The organism is Streptomyces sp. WAC05292 (genome assembly GCF_003949955.1).
Lineage (GTDB): Bacteria > Actinomycetota > Actinomycetes > Streptomycetales > Streptomycetaceae > Streptomyces > Streptomyces globosus.
This window is the reverse complement of the sequence record NZ_RPSE01000022.1, coordinates 21,075-39,856: the sequence shown is the minus strand read 5'-3', so window position 1 is coordinate 39,856 and position 18,782 is coordinate 21,075. Positions and strand designations below refer to the sequence as shown.

Here is an 18,782-nt window from a genome sequence, read left to right as displayed (position 1 = left end):
GATCAGCAGCGCGAGGGGGAGGAGGACGGGCAGGAGCGCCGCTCCGGAGCGTCGCTCCTGCCCGTCCTCCTCCCCCTCGCGCTGCTGATCGTCGCGGCGGTGGGCGTCGGCTCGTGGCTGCAGTTCAGCGAGCGGCAGGCGGGCGACACGGTGTACACCGACGGATCCCGTGCCCCCGACCGGGTGGACGTGGAGGCCGTCGTCCAGCGCGTCGACGCCGTGGCGAGGGAGCTGGTGCTGCGCGTCTGGGTGACCCCGCGCGGGGCGCTCGGCGAGGCGGAGGGGACCGCCCCCGCGGCCGACCTCGAACTCCAGACCTCCGGGGCGACCCTCGGCGACTTCGAGTTCGCGGCGCACGAACGGATCGCGAGCAAGGACGTGCAGGTCGCGCTCGCGGGCGGGTCGGTCGGCGACTACCCGTTCGACACCTACCGCACCGGCGTCGCCTTCCGGGCCCACATGGGCGGCAAGGAGGTGCCGGTGCGCCTGCTCGTCGCCGACAACGACACGCTCTTCTCGATGACCGCCCGCCCGGCCCCCTCCGGGCAGGAGGGCGCCGCGATGGCGCTGGCGCTGTCCCGCTCCGGCAGCCTGCTGGTCTTCGCGGTGTTCATGATGGCCGTGATGTGGGCCCTGGCGGCGTCCGTGCTCCTCGGCACCTGGTACCTGACGACCCGCAACCAAGGCCTCGTCTGGCCGGCGCTCGCCTGGGTGGCCGCCACCCTGTTCGCGCTGGCCGCGTTCCGCAACACCGCCCCCGGCACCCCGCCGATCGGCTGCGTGCTGGACTGGTTCGCGTTCCTGTGGGCCGAGACCGTCATCGCCCTCTGCCTGATCACCGTGGTCGTCACCGGCGTCCGCGCCGCCCTCCGCGACGACACCCCGCCCGGGTAGCCCGCAGGGGCCGCTCCGGTCGTCCCGAAGCGGCCCCCGCGGCGGCCCTGCGCAACCCGCCCGCAGGTCAGCAGTGCGGCACGGACGTCTGGGCGGCGACCAGCGACGAGTGCACGTAGCCGGTGCCCACCGGGCTGGCGACCCGGAACCACCGGTTCGAGGCGTAGTTCGAGCTCGGCGGGTACACCCACTGGCTGTCCAGCCAGCACTTCATGGTGACCCCGGTGCCGTTGCCGAGGTAGCCGTACGAGCTGCAGCCGGTGTTGGCGCAGGAGCGGACGTTCGCCCCGCCGCTGTTGGACCAGATGTAGCTGCCGGCGGCCTCGGCCGCGCCGCCCCCGGCGAGGACGCCGGTCAGGGCCAGGCCCGCGGCGGCCGCCGCGAGCGCCGCCCGGTTCCGCAGGCTGTCGGTGAAGCGTCGCATGGTGGTGCTCCTTCGCGTCGTGGAGGTCGGTGGCGCCGCCCGGGCCCTGCTCGGCGACCCGGCGGCGCCCCACCAGCAAGCCCGGTCGGACCGGCCCGGCGGAAGGGCTCCGCCGCAGGCCGGACGGGTCCGGACGCCGCTCCGTACAACTCCGTACAGTCCGCGGGCGTCAGGGGCAGGGCGGCGCGTACGGCAGACCGGGCAGCAGCGACGCCCACTCGGCCCGGGTGATCGGCGAGCCGGCCCGCTCGCAGACGTGCCGGGCGGCGTCCTCCGCGCCCGTGCTCCACACCACGGCCGCCGCGGCCGAGCCGCCGGCCGCCAGCGAGCGCCCGTCCGGGCTGTACGCGACGGTGTACCCCTTGCCGCCGAGTCCGCTCAGCACGGCCCGCGCCCGCGGCGGCCGCGCCCCGGCACGCCCGGCGCCGGTGGTGTCCCACAGCCAGACGGTGCCGTCGGTGCTCGCCGCGGCCAGCGTCGCGCCGTCCGGGGCGAACGCGAGCGCGTACACGTAGCTGGCGGGGCCGGTCAGCGGCGGGCCGGCGCTCACCGGACGCCCGCCGCCCGCCGCGCCGTCGAACCTCCACAGCCACACGTCCCGGTCGCCGGTCCCGGCGGCGAGCGTCCGCCCGTCCGGACTGAACGCCACCGACATCACGTAGCTCCCCGGACCCTTGAGCACGGCCTCGGCGCGCGGAGCCCCGCCTCCCTCCGGCAGCCGCCACAGCAGCACCTGCTTGTCGACGGTGCCTGCGGCCAGCCGCCGCCCGTCCGGGCTGAACGCCACCGCGTACACGAAGTTCGTCGGCTCGGTCAGCTCGCCCGCCTGCCGGGGCCGGTCCGGGTCCCGGGTGTCCCACAGCCGGACGGTACGTCCCTCGCTGCCCACGGCCAGGGTTCCGCCGTCCGGCGAGAACACCGCGGACTGGATGGTTCCGGTGCCGCCGGCGAGCGGCTCGCCGCGCGGGGCGGCCTGCTCGGGACGGCTCGTGTCCCACAGCTGCACCCTGCCGTCGCGGCCGCCCACGGCCAGTGTGCGGCCGTCCGGGGTGAAGGACAGCGTGCCCGAGTAGCCCGTCGGATGGGGGAGGGGCCGGCCCACCGGGCGGGGGAGCCGCGGGTCGCGGACGTCCCACAGGTGCACCTCGCGGCCCGCCACCGCGAGCAGTCCCCCGTCGGGGCTGTACGCGACGGAGTTGACCGTGCCCTGCACGCCGTGCAGGGGGCGCGCGGGAAGCCGCCAGATCCGCACCGTGCCGTCCGCGGCGCCGCTGACCATGCCCTGGCCGTCGGTCAGGAACGCCAGCGAGGTCACCGGGCCCGGGTGCGGGAACACGCCGAGCGGGGTGCGGGCGGCGGCGTCGTACAGGCGCACCTGGTTGTCGGCGCTGCCCGTGGCCAGCCACCGCCCGTCGGCGCTGTGCGCGACCGTGTTCACGTAGCTGGCGGGGCCGTCCGCGGCCGCGGGGGCGCCGGCGATGACGTCCGGGGCGGGCGGTGCGCCGGCCCCGGGGTCCGGGACCGTCCACAGCCGGGTGGACCGGTCCTGGCTGCCGGCCGCGAGCCGGCGCCCGTCCGGACTGAACGCCAGCCCGAGCACCGGCCCCGCGGCCCCGGCGAGCGGCTCCGCGAAGGGCACCGGCCCGCCGCTGCCGGAGGCGTCCCACAGCCGGACCGCCCCGTCCGCACCGCCGGCCGCGAGCACGGCGGGGCCGCCGGGCCGGAAGGCGACCGAGTGGACGGGCCGGTCGGACCCGCCGAGCCGGACGGCCGGCCCGAAGCCGCCGGCACCCGGACCCGCGCCGGGGGGCGACCCGGCCGGGCGGGCGCCCCCGGAGCGCTCCCACACGTACACGCCGCCGTCGGCGGAACCGGCGGCCAGCCGGGCCCCGTCCGGGGTGAACGCCAGCCCGTACACGGCCGACGAGGGCCCGGGAAGCACCGCCCCCGCCGCCGCGGCGCCCCGGCCCGGCTCCCACACCCGTACGGTCCCGTCGCCCGCGCCCGCCGCGAGCCGCCCGCCGTCCGGGCTGAACGCCAGCGCGTACACGGTGTCCGCGAACGGCGGCGACGGCACGTCCAGGCGCCGCGGCCGTGCCACGTCCCGCAGATCCCACAGCGCGACCGTGCGGTCCAGGCCCGCCGCCGCGAGCGTCCGCCCGTCCGGGCTGAGCGCCACCGCCTGCACCACACCGCGGAACGCCAGCAGCCGGGTCACCGAGGGGGTCGCCGAGGCGTCCGCCAGCGCCGCCCGCGCCTCCGCCGTCGGGGCGGTCCGGTACGCCACCAGGCTCAACTGCGCGGCCAGCGCGACATCGCTGCCCCGCAGCCGCTCCGAGCGGGCCGCCACCAGCCGGGACAGGGCCGTCCTGCGCTGCTGCTCGGCATCGCGCCGCTGCACCAGCGCCACCGCGGCCAGGCAGCCCGCGAGGGCCGCCAGGACCGTCAGCAGCACCAGCAGCTGCCGCAGCCGCCGGGCGTGCTGCCGCTCCCGGCGGGCCCGCTGCTCCTCCGCGGACCGGCTCGCCGCCAGGAACTCGCCCTCCGTGGCGGTCAGTTCCTGTGCGTGGCCGCCCTGATCGGCCCACCGGGCGGCCAGCGCGAGCCGGGTACCGCGGTACAGCAGCGAGGGCTCCCGGTCCGCCGACCGCCAGCGCTCCGCGTCCCGGGCCAGGTCCTGCCACACCAGGTGCCCGGCGCGGTCGGCCTCGATCCAGCCGTGCAGGCGGGGCCAGGCCGTCAGGAGCGCCTCGTGCGTGATCCGGGCGCCGTCGCGGTCCAGCCCGAGCAGCCGCCGGTCGACGAAGCACTCCAGCACCTCGTACACCTCCTCGGCACGCGCACCGCACCACTCGTCCGCGGGGGAGGAGGAGCCGGGCAGCGGCAGCACCCGGCGGGTGTCGGGGACCCCGTCCCCGACCGTCACCATGCGCAGGAACAGGGTTCTGGCCAGGGCGCGTCGGCTCTCGCTGAGCGCGGCGTACGCCTCCTCCGCGCTCGCCGAGACCGCGGCCGACATCCCGCCGCCCGCCCGGTAGTCGGCGATGGTCAGGACACTGCCGCGGCCCCGCTCCCAGGTGGACAGCAGGGCGTGCGAGAGCAGCGGCAGCCCTCCCGCGCCCGAGTCCCGCAGGTCGGAGACGAGCAGGTCCGCGAAGCCCTCGTCCACGGCGAGCCCGGCTCTGGCGGCGGGCCCGTGCACCGCGCTGCGGATCTCGTCGGTGGTGAGCGCCCCGACGACGATCTGGCCGCGCTGCAGGACGGCCGCGAGGGCCGGCTCCTGGAGGGCCTGCGCGTAGAAGTCGGCGCGCAGCGCGCCCAGGACGTGGACGCGGGGGGAGGGGAGCGCGGCCAGGAAGGCCAGGAACCGCTCCCGCTCGGCGGAATCCCGGCAGACCGTGAAGATTTCCTCGAACTGGTCCACGGCCACCAGCACCCGGACGTCCCGGCGTTCCGCCCAGTCCCGCAGGCGGCCGGCGAGCCCGTCCCCGTCCTCGGGCACCGCTTCCGCTCCGCCCGTCAGGGCGTGTACGGCCCGGACCAGCTCCGACGCGGGAGCCCGCCCCGGGGCCGGCAGGCAGGGCACGAACCCGTGCGCGGCCCGCAGCACGGGCAGCACCCCGGCCCGCAGCAGCGACGACTTGCCCGAACCGGAGGCGCCGACCAGGAGGTGCGGCATGTCCGTCCCGTCGGCGAGGAGCCGCTCCACGACCGCGTCGCGCAGCCGGTCCCGTCCGAAGAACCAGTCCGCGTGGTGCTCCTCGAACCGGGCGAGCCCCCGGTACGGGACGACGCCCCGGGCCGCCCGCGGGGTGCGGGACCGGCGCAGGTCGGCCAGCCGCTCCAGCCAGCGGTCGACATCGGCGGGATCCTTGACGCCGAGCTCCTCCAGCACCCGCCGGAACAGCGGCAGCGAACCCAGCGACGGCAGGCTCTGCCCGGCCAGCCAGCCGCCGATCGTGGTGTGCGCGCCGGGCGACTCCACCCGGGCGGCGAGCACCCGCACCGTCAGGCCGGCCTCCTCCCGCAGACGGGTCAGGCAGGCGGCGAACTCCTCCCGCGGCGCGGGAGGCCCTGCGGCCGGAGCCTCGGGCGGGGGTAACGGCTGTGGCGAACGGTCCATCGCGCCTCCGCGGATACGGTGTCGGTGGGACACATGCGCAGGCATCCTGCACGCCCTGCCGCAGCGCCGCCCCGCGCTCCCCGCGAACCGGTCTCTTTTCCGTACACCCCGGGCGCGCCGGCGAGCGTTCCTGCGCACACCGGCCCGGAGCACGGCCCCGGACCGCCGGCGGCGAGCCGGCGGTCCGGGGGCGTCCCTGGTGTGTCAGTAGCCGGTGCTGCCGTAGATGCGCTGGCCGTCGTACGTGCCGCCTTGGCAGTACCAGTAGCCGCTGCTGTGCTTCACGGGCGCGCCGCCGCCGTACTTGCAGTCGCCCCAGGACACCTGGGGCGCGGCGGCGGAGGCCGCGTGGGAGACGGTGACGCCCATCCCGGCCAGCGCCAGCGAGGCGAGGCCAAGTCCGAGCAGTCGTCGAACGCGCATGGCTTGCTCCTCTCGGGATTAACCCGTTCGGGTCATTCCCAGCGTGACTGCACGCCGCGGCCGGGAGCGCGCGCGGCTACGCCATGTGGGTGACCCCGGGGGAGGGGCCACCCCTGCCCGGTCACGGAGGGCGACCAGCCGCACACGCCGCCGCCGGGGGCGCCCGCTCCTGCCCGTCCGGCGTGGCGGCGGTCGGCGCCGGGGCCGGATGCCGCACCTTTTGTCGATCTTGAGTAGGCTCGGCGTCCGGGGCCGGTCCACCTGCGAACCGGCCCCCTTTGACGACCAGTTGAGGAGAACCGTGCGCCTGACCATCGACCGACGCCTCACCCTCGGTGCCGCCGCACTCGCCGCCGCCATGACGGTGACCCCGGTGTCCGCCGCCGGGGCCGGTGTAGCGGGCCATGGCGCCCGGCGGCGTCCGGCACCGCACCGAGGGAGTCCAGGACCGGACCACGGGCGCCGCCATGGATCCCGCCTCCCGCTTCCGCATCGGCAGCGTCACCAAGACGTTCTCCACCGTCGTCCTGCTCCAGCTCGTCTCCGAGGGCAAGGTGGGCCTGGACGACCCGGTCACCGCCCACCTCCCCGGCGTGCTGCCCGACGACCGGATCACGGTGCGCCATCTCCTCAGCCACCGCAGCGGGCTGTCGGACTACACGAACGCGATGTTCGAGAAGACCGTCCCCGGCTTCGAGTCCGTCCGCAACCGCGTCTTCACCTACCAGGAGCTCGTCGACCTCTCGCTGAGCGAGCCCCGGACGACCGAGCCCGGCGCGGCGTACCGCTACTCGAACACCAACTTCGTCGTGGTCGGCATGCTCATCGAGAAGCTGACCGGCAAGCCCGTCGCCAAGGCGTACGAGCAGCGCATCATCAAGCCCCTGAAGCTCAAGAACACCTCCTACGTCCACCCGTCGACGGCCATCAAGGGCCGCCACGCCCGCGGCTACCTGCACCCCGACGAGGAGGGCGCACCCCTCGTCGACTCGACCGAGCAGACCGTCTCCTGGGCCCAGTCCGCCGGCGCGATGATCTCGAACGAGGCAGACCTCTCCACCTTCATGTCCGCCCTGCTCGGCGGCCGCCTGCTGCGGGCGGACATGCTGGACGCCATGATCACCATGACCCCGACCGACGCCACGAACACCCGCTTCTACGGCCTGGGCCTGCGCCGCTACGACCTCACCTGCGGCACCTCCGTGTACGGGCACACCGGCACCGTGCAGGGCTTCTACACCTACGCGTTCACCACCCGCGACGGCAGCCGCAGCCTCAGCGCGATGGCGAACACCTCCAACCGCGGCGCCGCGAACACCGCCCTCGGCGGCACCCTGGAGGCGGCCTTCTGCGGCAAGAAGCCCGCCCCGGCGGGCCCGGCCGCACGGTCGGCGGCGCCGTCCGCCGCGCAGCACGACTTCACCGCCCCGCGCGCCGAAGCCGACATCCGCGAAAACCGCTGACGACGGGCAGCGGCCGTACGACGTGGTGCTCCCCAGCAGGGGCGGGGGAGCACCACCCGCGGCTTCTGCGGCTCAGCCGTACGGGTCCGGGTGCCGGAAGGCCGCGAGCGCGCGGCCGACGGGGTGGGCCTGCGACGCCCGGAAGCGGCGCCTCACCGCCCTCGTCCCGAGCCCGCGAGAGGCGTTCCGCGACAGGGCAGTCCTCCGCCGGTGCTTCGCACCAGTAATCAGCAAGCGCGGGCACGGCTCCGGCCAACCGATCAACGGGCCGACAGCCTGATCGCGCGTGCATGCGCGCGCGAGCCCCTGCCTCAGCTGGTCAAGAAGCAGCACCAACGGCTGCAATCGACATCAATCGCCCTGCAAGCTGCCTGAAACCCAAGTGGGTGTCGTCCGGCGGACCTTGGAACCATTCGCATGTGCTTATCGTCCATGCGATCGAGTTCCGCACCACCCGCCCGTCCGCGACTCTCCGAATGACAACCACCTGGAGACCACCTTCATGCCTTCGAGACCACGCCGACGCGTGCTCGCCCCTGTCCCCGCACTGATACTCGGCGCCGCGCTCCTCGCGCCGTCGGCGACCGCAAACGCCGCCCCGCCGCCCGACGCTTCGGCCCCCGCCCGGATCGAGCTGGTCCTCGACCTGTCCGGCTCGATGAACGAGAACGACGCCGGAGGCCAGACCCGCCTCGCCGCCGCCAAGCAGGCGGTCACCCGGATCATCGACACCGCCCCGGAAAAGGCCCCCCTGGGCCTGCGCGTCTACGGCGCCACCTACCCCGGCCAGGACAGGAAGCAGGGCTGCGCCGACACCCGGCAGGTCCTGCCCATCACCCGGATGGACAAGACCGCCCGTGCCGACGCCAGGAATCAGGTGGCCGGCTTCAAGGCCGCCGGCTTCACCCCGATCGGCGTCTCCCTCCGCGAGGCAGCCATGGACCTCGGGCCGAGCGGCGAGCGCCGCATCGTCCTCGTCTCGGACGGCGAGGACACCTGCGCGCCGCCTCCCCCGTGCGACGTGGCCCGCGAACTCAAGGCGCAAGGCGTCGACCTCGCCGTGGACGTGATCGGCTTCCGCACCCCCTCCTCGGCGCGTTCGCAACTCAAGTGCATAGCCGACGTGACCGGCGGGTCGTACGCGGACGCCGGCGACGCCGACTCGCTCACCGCCAACCTGTCCACCCTCTTCCGCAAGGAATGGCGCACCTACCAGGCCACCGGAAAGCCCGTCGAGGGCTCGCTGGGCGGCTGCCAGGACGCCCCGCTGGTCGCGCCCGGCCAATACCTGGACAGGTTCACCGGGGGACGCGACCTCTACTACAAGGTGAAGAAGCGCCCGGACCAGCAGCTCCAGGTGAGCGCCACCGCCGTCGCCGAGGGCGGATACGACCGCGGCTCCATCATCACCGTCGCTGCCGGCCCCCCGGGGCAGGGCGGCAAGCCCCGCGAGTGGCTGCGCGAGTTCGACCAGTCGATGGGATGGGCCGACATCATCACCACCGGCGGCCGCAGCAAGCCCGGCGCGGGCGAGGACAAGCCCGCCCCGGACGACACCGGCTGCATCGTGATCGAGAACAGCGTGACCAAGGCCGGCGACAAGCCGATGCAGGTCGAACTCCTCATCGGCATCGCCGACAAGTCCACCCGGGAGGCCGGCGCGCGCACCCCGCAGCCCCGCACCGGGGCGGACGCCGAGGGCGGGTTCTCCTTCAACAGCGCCACCCCGATCGGACCGGGCACGCACCGCCAGTCCATCGCGGTCGGCGAAGCCCCCTTCTGGCGCGTGGAGCTGAAGGCCGGCCAGAAGCTGACGGTCAAGGCCGGCGTGGACATCCCCGGCGACTTCCCGGCATCCGCAACCACCGGGTGGGGCCTCACCGTCTACAACGCCAAGCGCGAGGCGGCGGAGTGCAGCAGGAAGGCCGGCGCGACCGAGCTCCTCGCCGGCAGGACCGGCCGCATCGAGCGGGTCTGCGGCCCGTGGCAGATCACCGCTGAGGGCGCCGGCAGCTCCGACGCCAAGGGCTACGACGTACCCGGCACGTACTACATCCAGGCGCAGGTGGCCGAGCCCGAGAAGGAGGCCAGGGGCATCGTCGTCCCGATGTCGCTGACCGTGGAGGTCTCCGGCACACCGAGCGCCGACACCGGCCCGGTGTTCCACTTCGGCGACACCGCCGCCCCGGACCCCGCCCCGGCCGCGGCAGGCCCCCGGGACAGCCGGCCGGCCGCCCCGGCAGACGGCGACTCGCTCATCGCCAAGCTCGCCCTGCCGGCCGCCATCGGCGCCGCGGCCCTCATCCTCGCCGGCGCCACCTTCTACGCCGTGAAGCGCCGCAGGACAACCTGACCCGGCCGAGGCCCCGCCGGCGGGACCTCGCGCCACCACCCACCGCAACCGCGTGAGCTCGCCCCAAGCCGCAGCGAGAGGACGAGCCCCAGCCCGACGAGCCCGAGCAGAGGCGGCGCTGCTCGGGCTTCGCGGGGTCGGCTACTCGGCCGTCCGTTTGCCGGCCAGGGCCTTGGCGACGGTCTGACCCGTCAGTCCCGTGGCCCGTACCAGGTCGGTCTTGGACACCCCGCACCTGTGCGCCGCCCGCATCGAGGCGTTGCGCAGCGCCACATCCGGCCGGAAGGGGTGGCGCGCCAGTCTGCCTTGCAGGAGTGCGGCGAAGCGGAGCAGGATCCGGCCTGCGGGTCCCGTGCAGCCAGCCGTGCTGCTCACCCGTGCAGGCGTTCCATGCTCCGCCGATGATGCCTGACCAGAAGCCGGGAGCACGGCGAGCGGTATCCCCGGCCCGACTGTCAAGGGCCGGTGTACTGCGCGGCGTACTGCCCGCTGGGCGGCACGACGGTGATGACGTCGATCAGCACACCGTCCGGGCCGGCGGTGATGAAGTGGCGCTGGCCGAAGTCCTCGGTGCGCAGCGGCAGCAGTTCCGGCAGGCCGGCCTCGGCCACGAGCCGCCGGTACTCGGAGTCGACGTCGTCCACCTCGAAGTTCAGCAGCAAGCCGCCCTGGAGGGCGACCCGGTGGCCATCCGGGACGGTCGGGTGGGTGTGGTCGAGGAGGGCGAGCTCGTACTGCGGTGCGTCGGGGCGGCGCAGGCTGACGTACCAGTCCGCCGCGAAGGTCACCTCGAACCCGAAGTGGCGCGTGTAGAAGTCGCGGGCAGCCGCCACGTCCCGGGTGGCGAGCACCGGGTAGAAGCCGCCCAGTCTGGCCTCGGGCATGGTGGTGTGTTCATCCGTCGTGTCCGTCATGGCAGTGGGTCCTTCCCTCTCCAATTTCGCATACCCCGGGTATGTGAATCTGTCGCTAGCATACCCTCGGTATGTGAAATGGGAAGGGCGGTGTCGGGCGATGGCGGTCAGCCGGGCGGAACAGCGTGCGGCCACGCGGCGCGCGCTGCTGGAGGAAGGGCGTCGGCAGTTCGCCGCCGACGGCTACCACCACGTCGTACTCGCCGAAGTGGCGCGGGCCGCAGGCGTCACCAAGGGGGCCGCATACCACCACTTCGACAGCAAAGCCGGGCTTTTCCGGGCCGTCGTGAGCGAGGTGCAGCAGGAGCTGGGCGAGCGGGTCGCGCGCGCCGCCGAACCGTACGAGGACCTCTGGGCACAGCTCCGGGCCGGCTGCCGGGCCTTCCTGTCCGCGGGCACCGACCCGGCGGTACGGCAGATCCTCCTGCTGGACGCGCCCACCGTCCTCGGCTGGGACGAGTGGCGGGCCATGGACGAGGAGGCCTCCGCCCGCCACCTGGCGGAAGCCCTGACGGCCCTCGCCTCCGCCGGCGTCATCGCCGACCAGCCGGTCGAGCCCCTGACCCGGCTCCTCTCCGGGGCGTTGAACGAGGCCGCACTCTGGATCGCGCAGGGCGGGAACGCCCAGGCAGCCGAGCGGGCACTCGACCGCCTCCTGGCAGGCCTGCGCCAGGCAGCCTGACTGCGAAGCAAGGCGTTCCGGCCCGACGCCGAGGCCGACGCTGCGGGCCCGAAGCCCGTGACCGCCCTCGACCCGGACCGGTGAGCCGAGGGCGCGGCGCGGCTCCGGTTCGGCTCCGGCAAGGTTCCGGAGGCGCCCCGCTCGGTCAATGCGCGAACTGGGATACGCGGCATGGCCCTTGCACCTCACATGAGGCCGAGGGTGCCGCCGCCGCGGAGGCCGGTCGCGCGCACATGCGCCCCGCCCCGCCCAGTGGAATAGTGGAGAGCGTGTGGAGGCCGCCGCCCCACGGGTGTGAATGCCACAGACCTCCACCCGCCGCCGCGGCAACCCCGCTTCACTGCGCCGCGGTCGAATGCGCCCGCGTTGCCCACCGGCGCTCTCCGCGTACCACGGGAGACGTGCGCGGGCGGGGCCCTCGTCGAGCGAAGCGACTGCCTTGAGCCGAGGGAAGTGACATCTCATGCGCATGCGAAGGAAGACCCTGCCCACCGCGGTCGCGGCTGCCGTGGCGTTCAGCGGGTGGACCGCGATCACCGCAGCGACCGCCGACGCCGCGGAACGAGCCGTACCCAGTGCCACCTGCTCCCTCTCGGAAGGCCCCAACGACACCTTCGGGGTGTCGGGCGAAGGGTTCAGGCCCGGCGAGCGCGTCACCGTGAAGAACTCCCGCGGCACCACGGTGCGCACGACCACAGCCATCGCAGGCGGTTTCTTCGAGGTCACCGGGCTGCCGAACGACACCTACAGCGCCGCCGGACGCCGGGCCAGGGCGGTCTGCCCGAAGTGGGTGTCGGACGAGGAGGCCGCGATCAAGTGCACCGTGACCAAGGGCCCGGGAACCACCTACGGCGTGTCCGGCAGGGGATTCCCGGTGGCGGAGACGGTCACGTTGAAGAACTCCTCCGGCACCGTCGTGAACACCACCCAGACCATCGAGGACGGGTTCTTCGAGTTCACCGGCGTCCCCAACGACACGTACACCGTCACCTCGAAGTTCGCGAAGGTGACCTGCGCCGAGGCTGCCGACTAGCAGCACCCGCCCTCGCCGTCCCGTGCCGCAGCGACCGCTCGACTGCACGGGGCACAGAGCCCGGCGCGTTTCCTTCGAGGCGCTGCAGCGTCTGCTGCAGCGCCTCTGCTCGGCGGCAACCCTTCCGGCCTCGGCGGCAACCCCCCGTCGACCAGTCCCCCTGTCAACGGAACGGAACCGCCAATGAGTTCGATCCGCCGTGCGCCCCGTCATCGCAGACCGCGAAAGATCCTGGCCCTGGGGGTCCCGCTGGCCCTGGCCGCATCCGCGGCGGTGGCCTACGGGCCGGCGTTCGGCCTGGGCGGCAAGGCCGCGGCCGCGGAGCCCCCCGCCTGGGCGACTGCCGCCGCCGACGGGTTCGCCTCGGTCCACGCGCTGGGACAGAACGGTACATACGGAGGCAGGGGTGGCAGAACCGTCACCGTCAAGTCGCCGGCCGACCTCGAGAAGTACGCCACGGCCCCGGAGCCCTACGTCATCGTCGTGGCCGGCACGATCGACATGGATCCCGTCGGCAAGGAGATCAAGGTCGCCTCGCACAAGACGATCATCGGCTCCGGCACCCTGGGCCACATCGTCGGCGGCGGCTTCTTCCTCGGCCGGGGCGTCCACAACGTGATCATCCGGAACCTGACGATCAGGGACTCCTACCAGGGCGTGTGGAACGACAAGGAGCACGACTTCGACGCCATCCAGATGGATGGCGCCCACCACGTGTGGATCGACCACAACGACCTGCGGCACACGGCCGACGGACTGATCGACGTCCGCAAGGACAGCACCTTCGTGACGGTGTCGTGGAACAGGCTGAGCAACGCCGACAAGGCGTTCGGCATCGGCTGGACCGACAACGTCGTCACCGACATCACGGTCCACCACAACTGGATCCGCGAGACGGAGCAGCGCAACCCGTCCACCGACAACGCCGCCCACGCGCACCTGTACAACAACCTCGTGGAAGACACCCCGGGCACCGCCGTCACGTCCGCCTACGGCAACTACGCGCGCGGCAGGACGCGGATGCTGCTGGAGAACTCCTACTTCCAGGGCGTGGCCAATCCGGTGATCAGGGACTCCACCGCCGTCCTCGTCCAGCGCGGCAACGTCTTCTCCGGCACGAGCGGACGCAACGAGAGCGGCGGCGGCGAGGCCTTCGACCCCAAGGCGTACTACCGCTACACCCTGGACCCCGCCGACGAGGTTCCCGCGCTGGTGAAGTCCGGTTCCGGGCCGAGGAGTTCCCTGGGGGCGGCGGCCTCGGCCGCGGCCGCCGGGACGCTCACCGTGGCCCAGGACGGCAGCGGCCGGTACAGGACGGTCCAGGCCGCGGTGGACGCCGTACCGTCCGGCAACGCCTCCCGCGTGGTCATCTCGGTCAAGCCGGGTACGTACCGCGAGACGGTGAACGTGCCGGCGGACAAGCCGCACGTCACCATCCAGGGTTCGGGCCGGAGCCGCAAGGACACGGTGATCGTGTACGGCAACGCGGCCGGCCTGCGGAAGCCCGACGGATCGGGTACGTACGGCACTCCGGGCAGCGCCACCGTCGCCATCCGGTCGGACGACTCCCGGCTGCGCAACCTCACCGTCTCCAACGACTTCGACGAGGCCGCCAACCGGTCCGTGGACGGCCACCAGGCGGTCGCCCTGCTCACCACCGCGGACCGGATCGTGCTGGACGGACTCGTCGTCACCGGCGACCAGGACACCCTGGAGCTGGAGACGGCGGCCAAGGACAAACCCGGCCGCGTCTACGTCACGAACTCCTACATCGTCGGCAACGTCGACTTCATCTTCGGCCGCGCCACCGCGGTGATCGACCAGTCGGTCATCACCCTCAAGAAGCGCTGGGACGGCACCTCCGCCGGGTACATCACGGCCCCGAGCACCCCGGCGGGCCGCAAGGGCATCCTCGTCAACCGCTCCGTCGTCGACGGCGACGTGGCTGCGTCCTCCTTCCATCTCGGCCGGAACTGGCACCCGGGCGGCGACCGGACCGCCGACCCGCAGGCCACCTTCCGCAACTCCACCCTCGGCGCCGCTGTCAAGCGCGCGCCCTGGACCGACATGGGCGGCTTCTCCTGGAGGGACGACCGCTTCGCCGAGTACATGAACGTCGGCCCGGGTGCCGGCCCCGAGAGCGCCGACCGGCCGCACCTGAGCGATGCGGAGGCCGCGTCCCAGGAGGTCTCGGACTGGCTGGGGGGCTGGACCCCGTAGCAGGGGAGGGGCGCCCGGGAGCGACGGCCCCGCGTGGCTCCCGGGCCCCGCGCCCGACACCGGCCCCCGACCGCCCGTCGCGCCCACCCCGGGGCGGAAGGGCGACGGTGCGCGGTGAGAGCGGAGGCGTCCGCGCCGTACGGCCTCGCGCCCTACCGGGGGTGACCACCCTCGAGGGATGCCAGGTATTCCGCGGCGGTGGCCGCCTCCGCGGCGCCGATGCGGCGGTAGATGGCCACGGCCTCCCGGAGCTCCGCACGAGCGGCCGGCACCGCGCCGGTCGCCGCCGCGCACCGGGCGGCGCCTTCGAGCGCCCGCGCCTCCTCCAGCGGGCTGTTCACCCGGCGCGCGATCCGAAGGGCCTGCCGGTGCCGGTCGAGGGCTTCGTCGGCGGTGGAGGTCTGTGCAAGGAGCGCCCCCTGGCTGTTGAGCACCTCCGCCTCGCCGTGGAGGTCGCCCAGCGACCGGAACAGCGACAGCGCCCGCTCGGCCATCTCCGCCGCCGCCTCCAGGTCGCCGGTCAGGGCCCGGACCCGGCCCAGGTCCCGGAGTGCGTGGGCCTCGCCCAGCCTGACCTCCAGGGCGCGGTACAGCTCCAGCGCGCGTTCCGCCGGTCCGGCCGCTGCCTGAGGGTCACCGGCCAGGCGTGCGCACTCTCCCAGGCTCCACAGGGCGTTGGCCTCCCCGAGCCGGTCGCCCAGGGAGCGGTACAGCGCCAGCGCCCTCTCCGTCAGGTCCACCGCCGCCGGAAGGTCACCGGTCAGACGCCGGACCCAGCCCAGGTCCCAGAGGGTGTTCGCCTCGCCGAGGCGGCTGCCGAGGGAGCGGTACAGCGCGAGTGCCTGCTCCGCCCGTGCGGCCGACTCCCGGTACTCGCCCGTCATCCGCCGCGCCCACGCCAGGTCCCACAAGGCGTTGGCCTCGCCGAGGAGGTCCCCCAGCGACCGATAGTGGGCCAGGGCCTGTTCCGCGAGGTCCGCCGCCGCCGGACAGTCCCCCGTCATGCGGCGGACGCGGCCGAGGTCGCGCAGCGTGTTGGCCTCGCCGAGGCGCTCTCCGAGGGACCGGTACAGGGACAGCGCCTGCTCGGCCAGATCCGCGGCGGCGGCATAGTCTCCCGTCACGCGGTGCATCCACCCCAGACTCCACAGCGCGTCGGCTTCGCCCCGCCGGTCACCGAGACGGCGAGCGGCCGAGATGCCGGCCCCGAGGAGGGAGATGCCCTCGTGCCACGGGCCTTCCAGCCGCAGGAAGACGTTCACGGCGAGTGCGAAGCGGACGACGTCCGGGTGCCGGGCGTCCGCGGCGGCGTACTGCGTGCAGGAGAGCAGGTTGACGCGTTCGGTGCGCATCCAGGCCAGCGCCTGCTCGCGGCCGGCCAGGACCGGTGCGGCCGCCGGGGGTGCGGCCGTGGCGGGGGTGTCGGGCCTGTGGGCGTCGGCGTAGTGCCGGTCGGCGGCTTCCGCGGTGTGCTGGTAGTAGGCGAACAGCCGGTCGACGGCCCGCTGCCGGTCCTCTGCGGGGTCCTGCTCCGCCAGGGAGCGGGCGTATTCACGGATCAGGTCGTGCAGTCGGTAGCGGCCGCGGGCTGGCTCCTCGACGAGATGGTGCGTGTAGAGGGCGCTGAGGTGGCGTCGGGCCTGGGCGATCGGCACGCCGTCGAGCGCCGCGGCCGCGTACGCGTCGATGTCGGCCCCGGGGTGCAGGCCCAGACGGCGCAGGAAGCGCTGCCGGTCGGCCGGAAGCGCACGGTAGGAGAGGTCGAAGGCGGCGGCCACGGCCCGGTCGCCGGCCTCGAGTTCGCCGAGCCGGTCCTGGGCGGCCGCGAAGTCCGCGGTGTACTCGGCGATGCTCCAGGCGGGGTGCTGGGCGAGCCGCGCGGCGAGCAGGGCGATGGCGAGCGGCAGGTAGCCGCACAGCCGGACCGCCTCCGCGACAGCGTCCCGCTCGGGTCCGGTCTGCGGCGTGGCCCGGTGCGTGAGCCGGATGAACAGCGAGGCCGCGTCGTCGGGCGGCATGACGGTCAAGGACAGGGGTACCGCGCCGTCCAGTGCGGCGAGGCGCCGGCGGCTCGTGATGATCGCCAGGCATCCTTCGGAACCGGGCAGCAGGGGCTCGACTTGGTTGGCGTCCTCCGCGTCGTCCATGACGATGACCATACGCCTCCCCGCAAGACGGTCCCGCCACAGCGCGGCGCGCGCTTCCAGGCCGTCGGGCAGCTGGTGCGGCCTGACGCCGATGCCCGTCAGGAGGGCGGCCAGCACGTCGGCGGGGTCGGCCGAGCGCCGGCCGAGGGTGTGGGCGTGCAGCCGGACGTACAACTGTCCGTCGGGATAGCGGTCGGCGAGCAGGTGGGCCGCATGGGTGGCCAGAGTCGTCTTCCCCACGCCGGGCATGCCGTCGACGGTGTGGATGACCACCGACCTGCCGGGCGCGGCGGTGCGCAGCAGTCGGCGCAGCTCGGACTCCCGCCCGGTGAACGCGGCCACGTCCCGCGGCAGCGTGCGCAGTGCGGTGATCGCCTCCGGGACGGCGGGGTGGATCGTCTGGTGGAGGTCCCGTCCGGCCATGTACACCCGGGAGTCGTCTCGGGCGTGCCCCTCCAGGCGGGTTCCGGAGACCTCCGGGTCGTCGGCCCCGGTGCTCACGAGCCGGTGATGTGCTGGTCCCGTCCGGCCATGTACACCCGGGAGTCGCCGTGGGCCTCGGCCCTCATGACGACGGATCGGCCGCGCTCCCGCTCGTCGGCGGAGAGTGCCGGCGCCAGGTGCTCCTCCAGCAGCCGTTGCAGTTCGCCGGCGAGCGAGGGCTCCTCGTTGAGCAGTTCCTGCAACCGCAGGCGCCAGCTCCCGGCCAGGGCCCCTTCGGTGTCGCCGTCGCTGCGGGCCCGTGCGTCCAGCACCCGGCCGCGCAGCACCTCCAGTTCGGAGCCGACGGCCTCGGCCGCGTCCGGGCGGCGCCTCCGCCACCAGTCCACGACGGCGGCCCGGGCCTGCTGCCAGCCGTCGGTCGCCATCGCGCCCACCAGCGCGCTCCCTGCCGTCATGACGATCGGATCCATGCCGTCCCCGTGTCCAGAGGTCCCTGGAGGAACGGTATCCGGCGGGATCGGGGAGGCTGAAGCCCTTTGCCTGAAATCACGTCGGAAACTCCGGACGCCCGCTGCCCGGAGTGCGAGGGGCAGCGGGCCCGCCGCTCCTTCGCAGCGCCCGGACACCGGGACGCGGCGCCTCACCCCCGGGGCGTTTCCACACCGCCGTGGTGAGACGCCGGCGCCGCGGCACAGGGCTCCTTCTCGTCCGGCCGAGCAGGGGCGTGGGGAGGACGGACCGGGGCGAAGGCGGCGGCGAGCCGGTCGAGGAGGGCCGCCGCGCAGGGGTGGGGGTCGCGGCGGGGTGTGAGCGCGTAGACGCCGCGGGTCGGAGGATCGAGGAGGGCCACGGTGGTGACACCGGTCCGCAGGGCGCCCCTCAGCACGCCGGGAACGAGCGCGATCGCGTGACCGGTTGCGACGAGGGCCAGCTTGCCGACCAGGTCGGCCGCGGTGAGGTCGATACGTGCGGTCACCCCGGCGCGGGCGGCGTGTTGGCGCAGAAGCGTCGCGGAGCCGTCGTTGTCCTCGACCCAGGACTCCTCGGCCAGCGTCCGCATGCGCACCGGGCCGCGCCCGCACATCGGATGGCCGACGGGCAGGGCGACGACCATCTCGTCGAGCCCGAGGAACCGGCGTCGGACCCGCGAGTCGTGGGGGAGCCCTGGCGGTGCATCGGTGACGACCGCCACGTCGAGGTCGCCTGCGACGACGCGGTGGTGCAGTTGCGCGCTCAGGCCCGGCAACAGGCTCCAACGGACGGATCCGGCTCGCTCGAGCAGCTTCCGGACTGCCTCGGGAACGATCCCTGCGGCCAGGGACGGTGTCGCGCCAACCGTCAGCGGCCGACTGGACACCCCGTCACGGACGTCCCGCACGGCACGCACAGCACGGTCGGCCTCGCTGAGCGTGGCCAGGGCGTGGTGCCGGAACACCTCGCCGGCAGCCGTCGGACGAACACCGCGCGCATGGCGTTCCACCAGGGGCACGCCGAGTTGCCGCTCCAGCCCGGCGATCTGCCGCGAGACGGCCGACTGCGTGTGGTTGAGCTCGGCGGCCGCCGCCGACAGCGACCCGAGTCGGCACACGGTCACGAAAGTCCGCCACACCGTCAGTTCCATGGCACCAGTATGCCCGGCAGGCATGCCCATCCCGCATGGCC

13 protein-coding genes and 1 pseudogene are annotated in these 18,782 nt (G+C 74.2%); 6 read left to right on the top strand and 8 right to left on the bottom strand.

Annotated elements, in window-relative coordinates; all coding sequences use genetic code 11:
- Nucleotides 1-57 precede the first annotated feature (57 nt).
- Complete coding sequence (locus tag EF903_RS04970) at nt 58-894, top strand: DUF4436 family protein (RefSeq protein WP_125541359.1); 837 nt, start codon at nt 58-60, stop codon at nt 892-894.
- A gap of 67 nt (nt 895-961) precedes the next feature.
- On the opposite strand, the gene EF903_RS04965 is transcribed toward EF903_RS04970, so the two are convergent.
- The 3 genes from EF903_RS04965 to EF903_RS04955 form a co-directional block, all read right to left on the bottom strand.
- Nucleotides 962-1,318, bottom strand: a complete 357-nt coding sequence (locus tag EF903_RS04965) for an SH3 domain-containing protein (protein ID WP_125541356.1) — start codon at nt 1,316-1,318, stop codon at nt 962-964.
- A gap of 169 nt (nt 1,319-1,487) precedes the next feature.
- Nucleotides 1,488-5,441 carry a hypothetical protein gene (locus EF903_RS04960; RefSeq protein WP_125541355.1) on the bottom strand — a complete coding sequence of 1,318 codons (3,954 nt, stop codon included), beginning with the start codon at nt 5,439-5,441 and terminating at the stop codon, nt 1,488-1,490.
- 204 nt (nt 5,442-5,645) lie between these two features.
- Nucleotides 5,646-5,864, bottom strand: coding sequence for a hypothetical protein (locus EF903_RS04955; RefSeq protein ID WP_125541354.1), 219 nt, complete (start codon nt 5,862-5,864; stop codon nt 5,646-5,648).
- Nucleotides 5,865-6,262: 398 nt separating this feature from the next.
- Here EF903_RS04955 and EF903_RS04950 point away from each other — a divergent pair.
- Nucleotides 6,263-7,327: pseudogene (locus tag EF903_RS04950) on the top strand (serine hydrolase domain-containing protein); the annotation flags it as partial.
- Nucleotides 7,328-7,853: 526 nt separating this feature from the next.
- Nucleotides 7,854-9,680: a VWA domain-containing protein gene (locus tag EF903_RS04945; protein ID WP_185902517.1), complete on the top strand. Its 1,827-nt coding sequence runs from the start codon at nt 7,854-7,856 to the stop codon at nt 9,678-9,680.
- A 141-nt stretch (nt 9,681-9,821) separates the two neighbouring features.
- Here the strand turns inward: EF903_RS04945 and EF903_RS04940 are convergent, their stop codons facing one another.
- Both EF903_RS04940 and EF903_RS04935 read right to left on the bottom strand, forming a co-directional pair.
- Nucleotides 9,822-10,055: a hypothetical protein gene (locus EF903_RS04940; RefSeq protein WP_125541351.1), complete on the bottom strand. Its 234-nt coding sequence runs from the start codon at nt 10,053-10,055 to the stop codon at nt 9,822-9,824.
- 80 nt (nt 10,056-10,135) lie between these two features.
- Nucleotides 10,136-10,594 carry a VOC family protein gene (locus tag EF903_RS04935; protein ID WP_399420132.1) on the bottom strand — a complete coding sequence of 153 codons (459 nt, stop codon included), beginning with the start codon at nt 10,592-10,594 and terminating at the stop codon, nt 10,136-10,138.
- Between the two features lie 100 nt (nt 10,595-10,694).
- Here EF903_RS04935 and EF903_RS04930 point away from each other — a divergent pair, with 100 nt between their 5' ends.
- From EF903_RS04930 to EF903_RS04920, 3 genes are all read left to right on the top strand, one after another.
- On the top strand, nt 10,695-11,276 hold the full coding sequence (locus tag EF903_RS04930; RefSeq protein WP_125541350.1) for a TetR/AcrR family transcriptional regulator: 582 nt from the start codon (nt 10,695-10,697) through the stop codon (nt 11,274-11,276).
- Nucleotides 11,277-11,739: 463 nt separating this feature from the next.
- Complete coding sequence (locus tag EF903_RS04925) at nt 11,740-12,309, top strand: hypothetical protein (RefSeq protein WP_125541349.1); 570 nt, start codon at nt 11,740-11,742, stop codon at nt 12,307-12,309.
- Between the two features lie 183 nt (nt 12,310-12,492).
- Nucleotides 12,493-14,529, top strand: a complete 2,037-nt coding sequence (locus EF903_RS04920) for a pectinesterase family protein (RefSeq protein ID WP_125541348.1) — start codon at nt 12,493-12,495, stop codon at nt 14,527-14,529.
- 152 nt (nt 14,530-14,681) lie between these two features.
- Here the strand turns inward: EF903_RS04920 and EF903_RS04915 are convergent, their stop codons facing one another.
- The 3 genes from EF903_RS04915 to EF903_RS04905 all read right to left on the bottom strand — a co-directional run bounded on the left by EF903_RS04915 (nt 14,682) and on the right by EF903_RS04905 (nt 18,741).
- Complete coding sequence (locus EF903_RS04915) at nt 14,682-17,177, bottom strand: tetratricopeptide repeat protein (protein WP_125541347.1); 2,496 nt, start codon at nt 17,175-17,177, stop codon at nt 14,682-14,684.
- Nucleotides 17,174-17,575, bottom strand: a complete 402-nt coding sequence (locus tag EF903_RS04910) for a hypothetical protein (RefSeq protein WP_260614820.1) — start codon at nt 17,573-17,575, stop codon at nt 17,174-17,176. The genes EF903_RS04915 and EF903_RS04910 overlap by 4 nt, the downstream gene beginning before the upstream one ends.
- Nucleotides 17,576-17,760: 185 nt before the next feature.
- On the bottom strand, nt 17,761-18,741 hold the full coding sequence (locus EF903_RS04905) for a LysR family transcriptional regulator (RefSeq protein ID WP_125541345.1): 981 nt from the start codon (nt 18,739-18,741) through the stop codon (nt 17,761-17,763).
- Between the last annotated feature and the right edge of the window lie 41 nt (nt 18,742-18,782).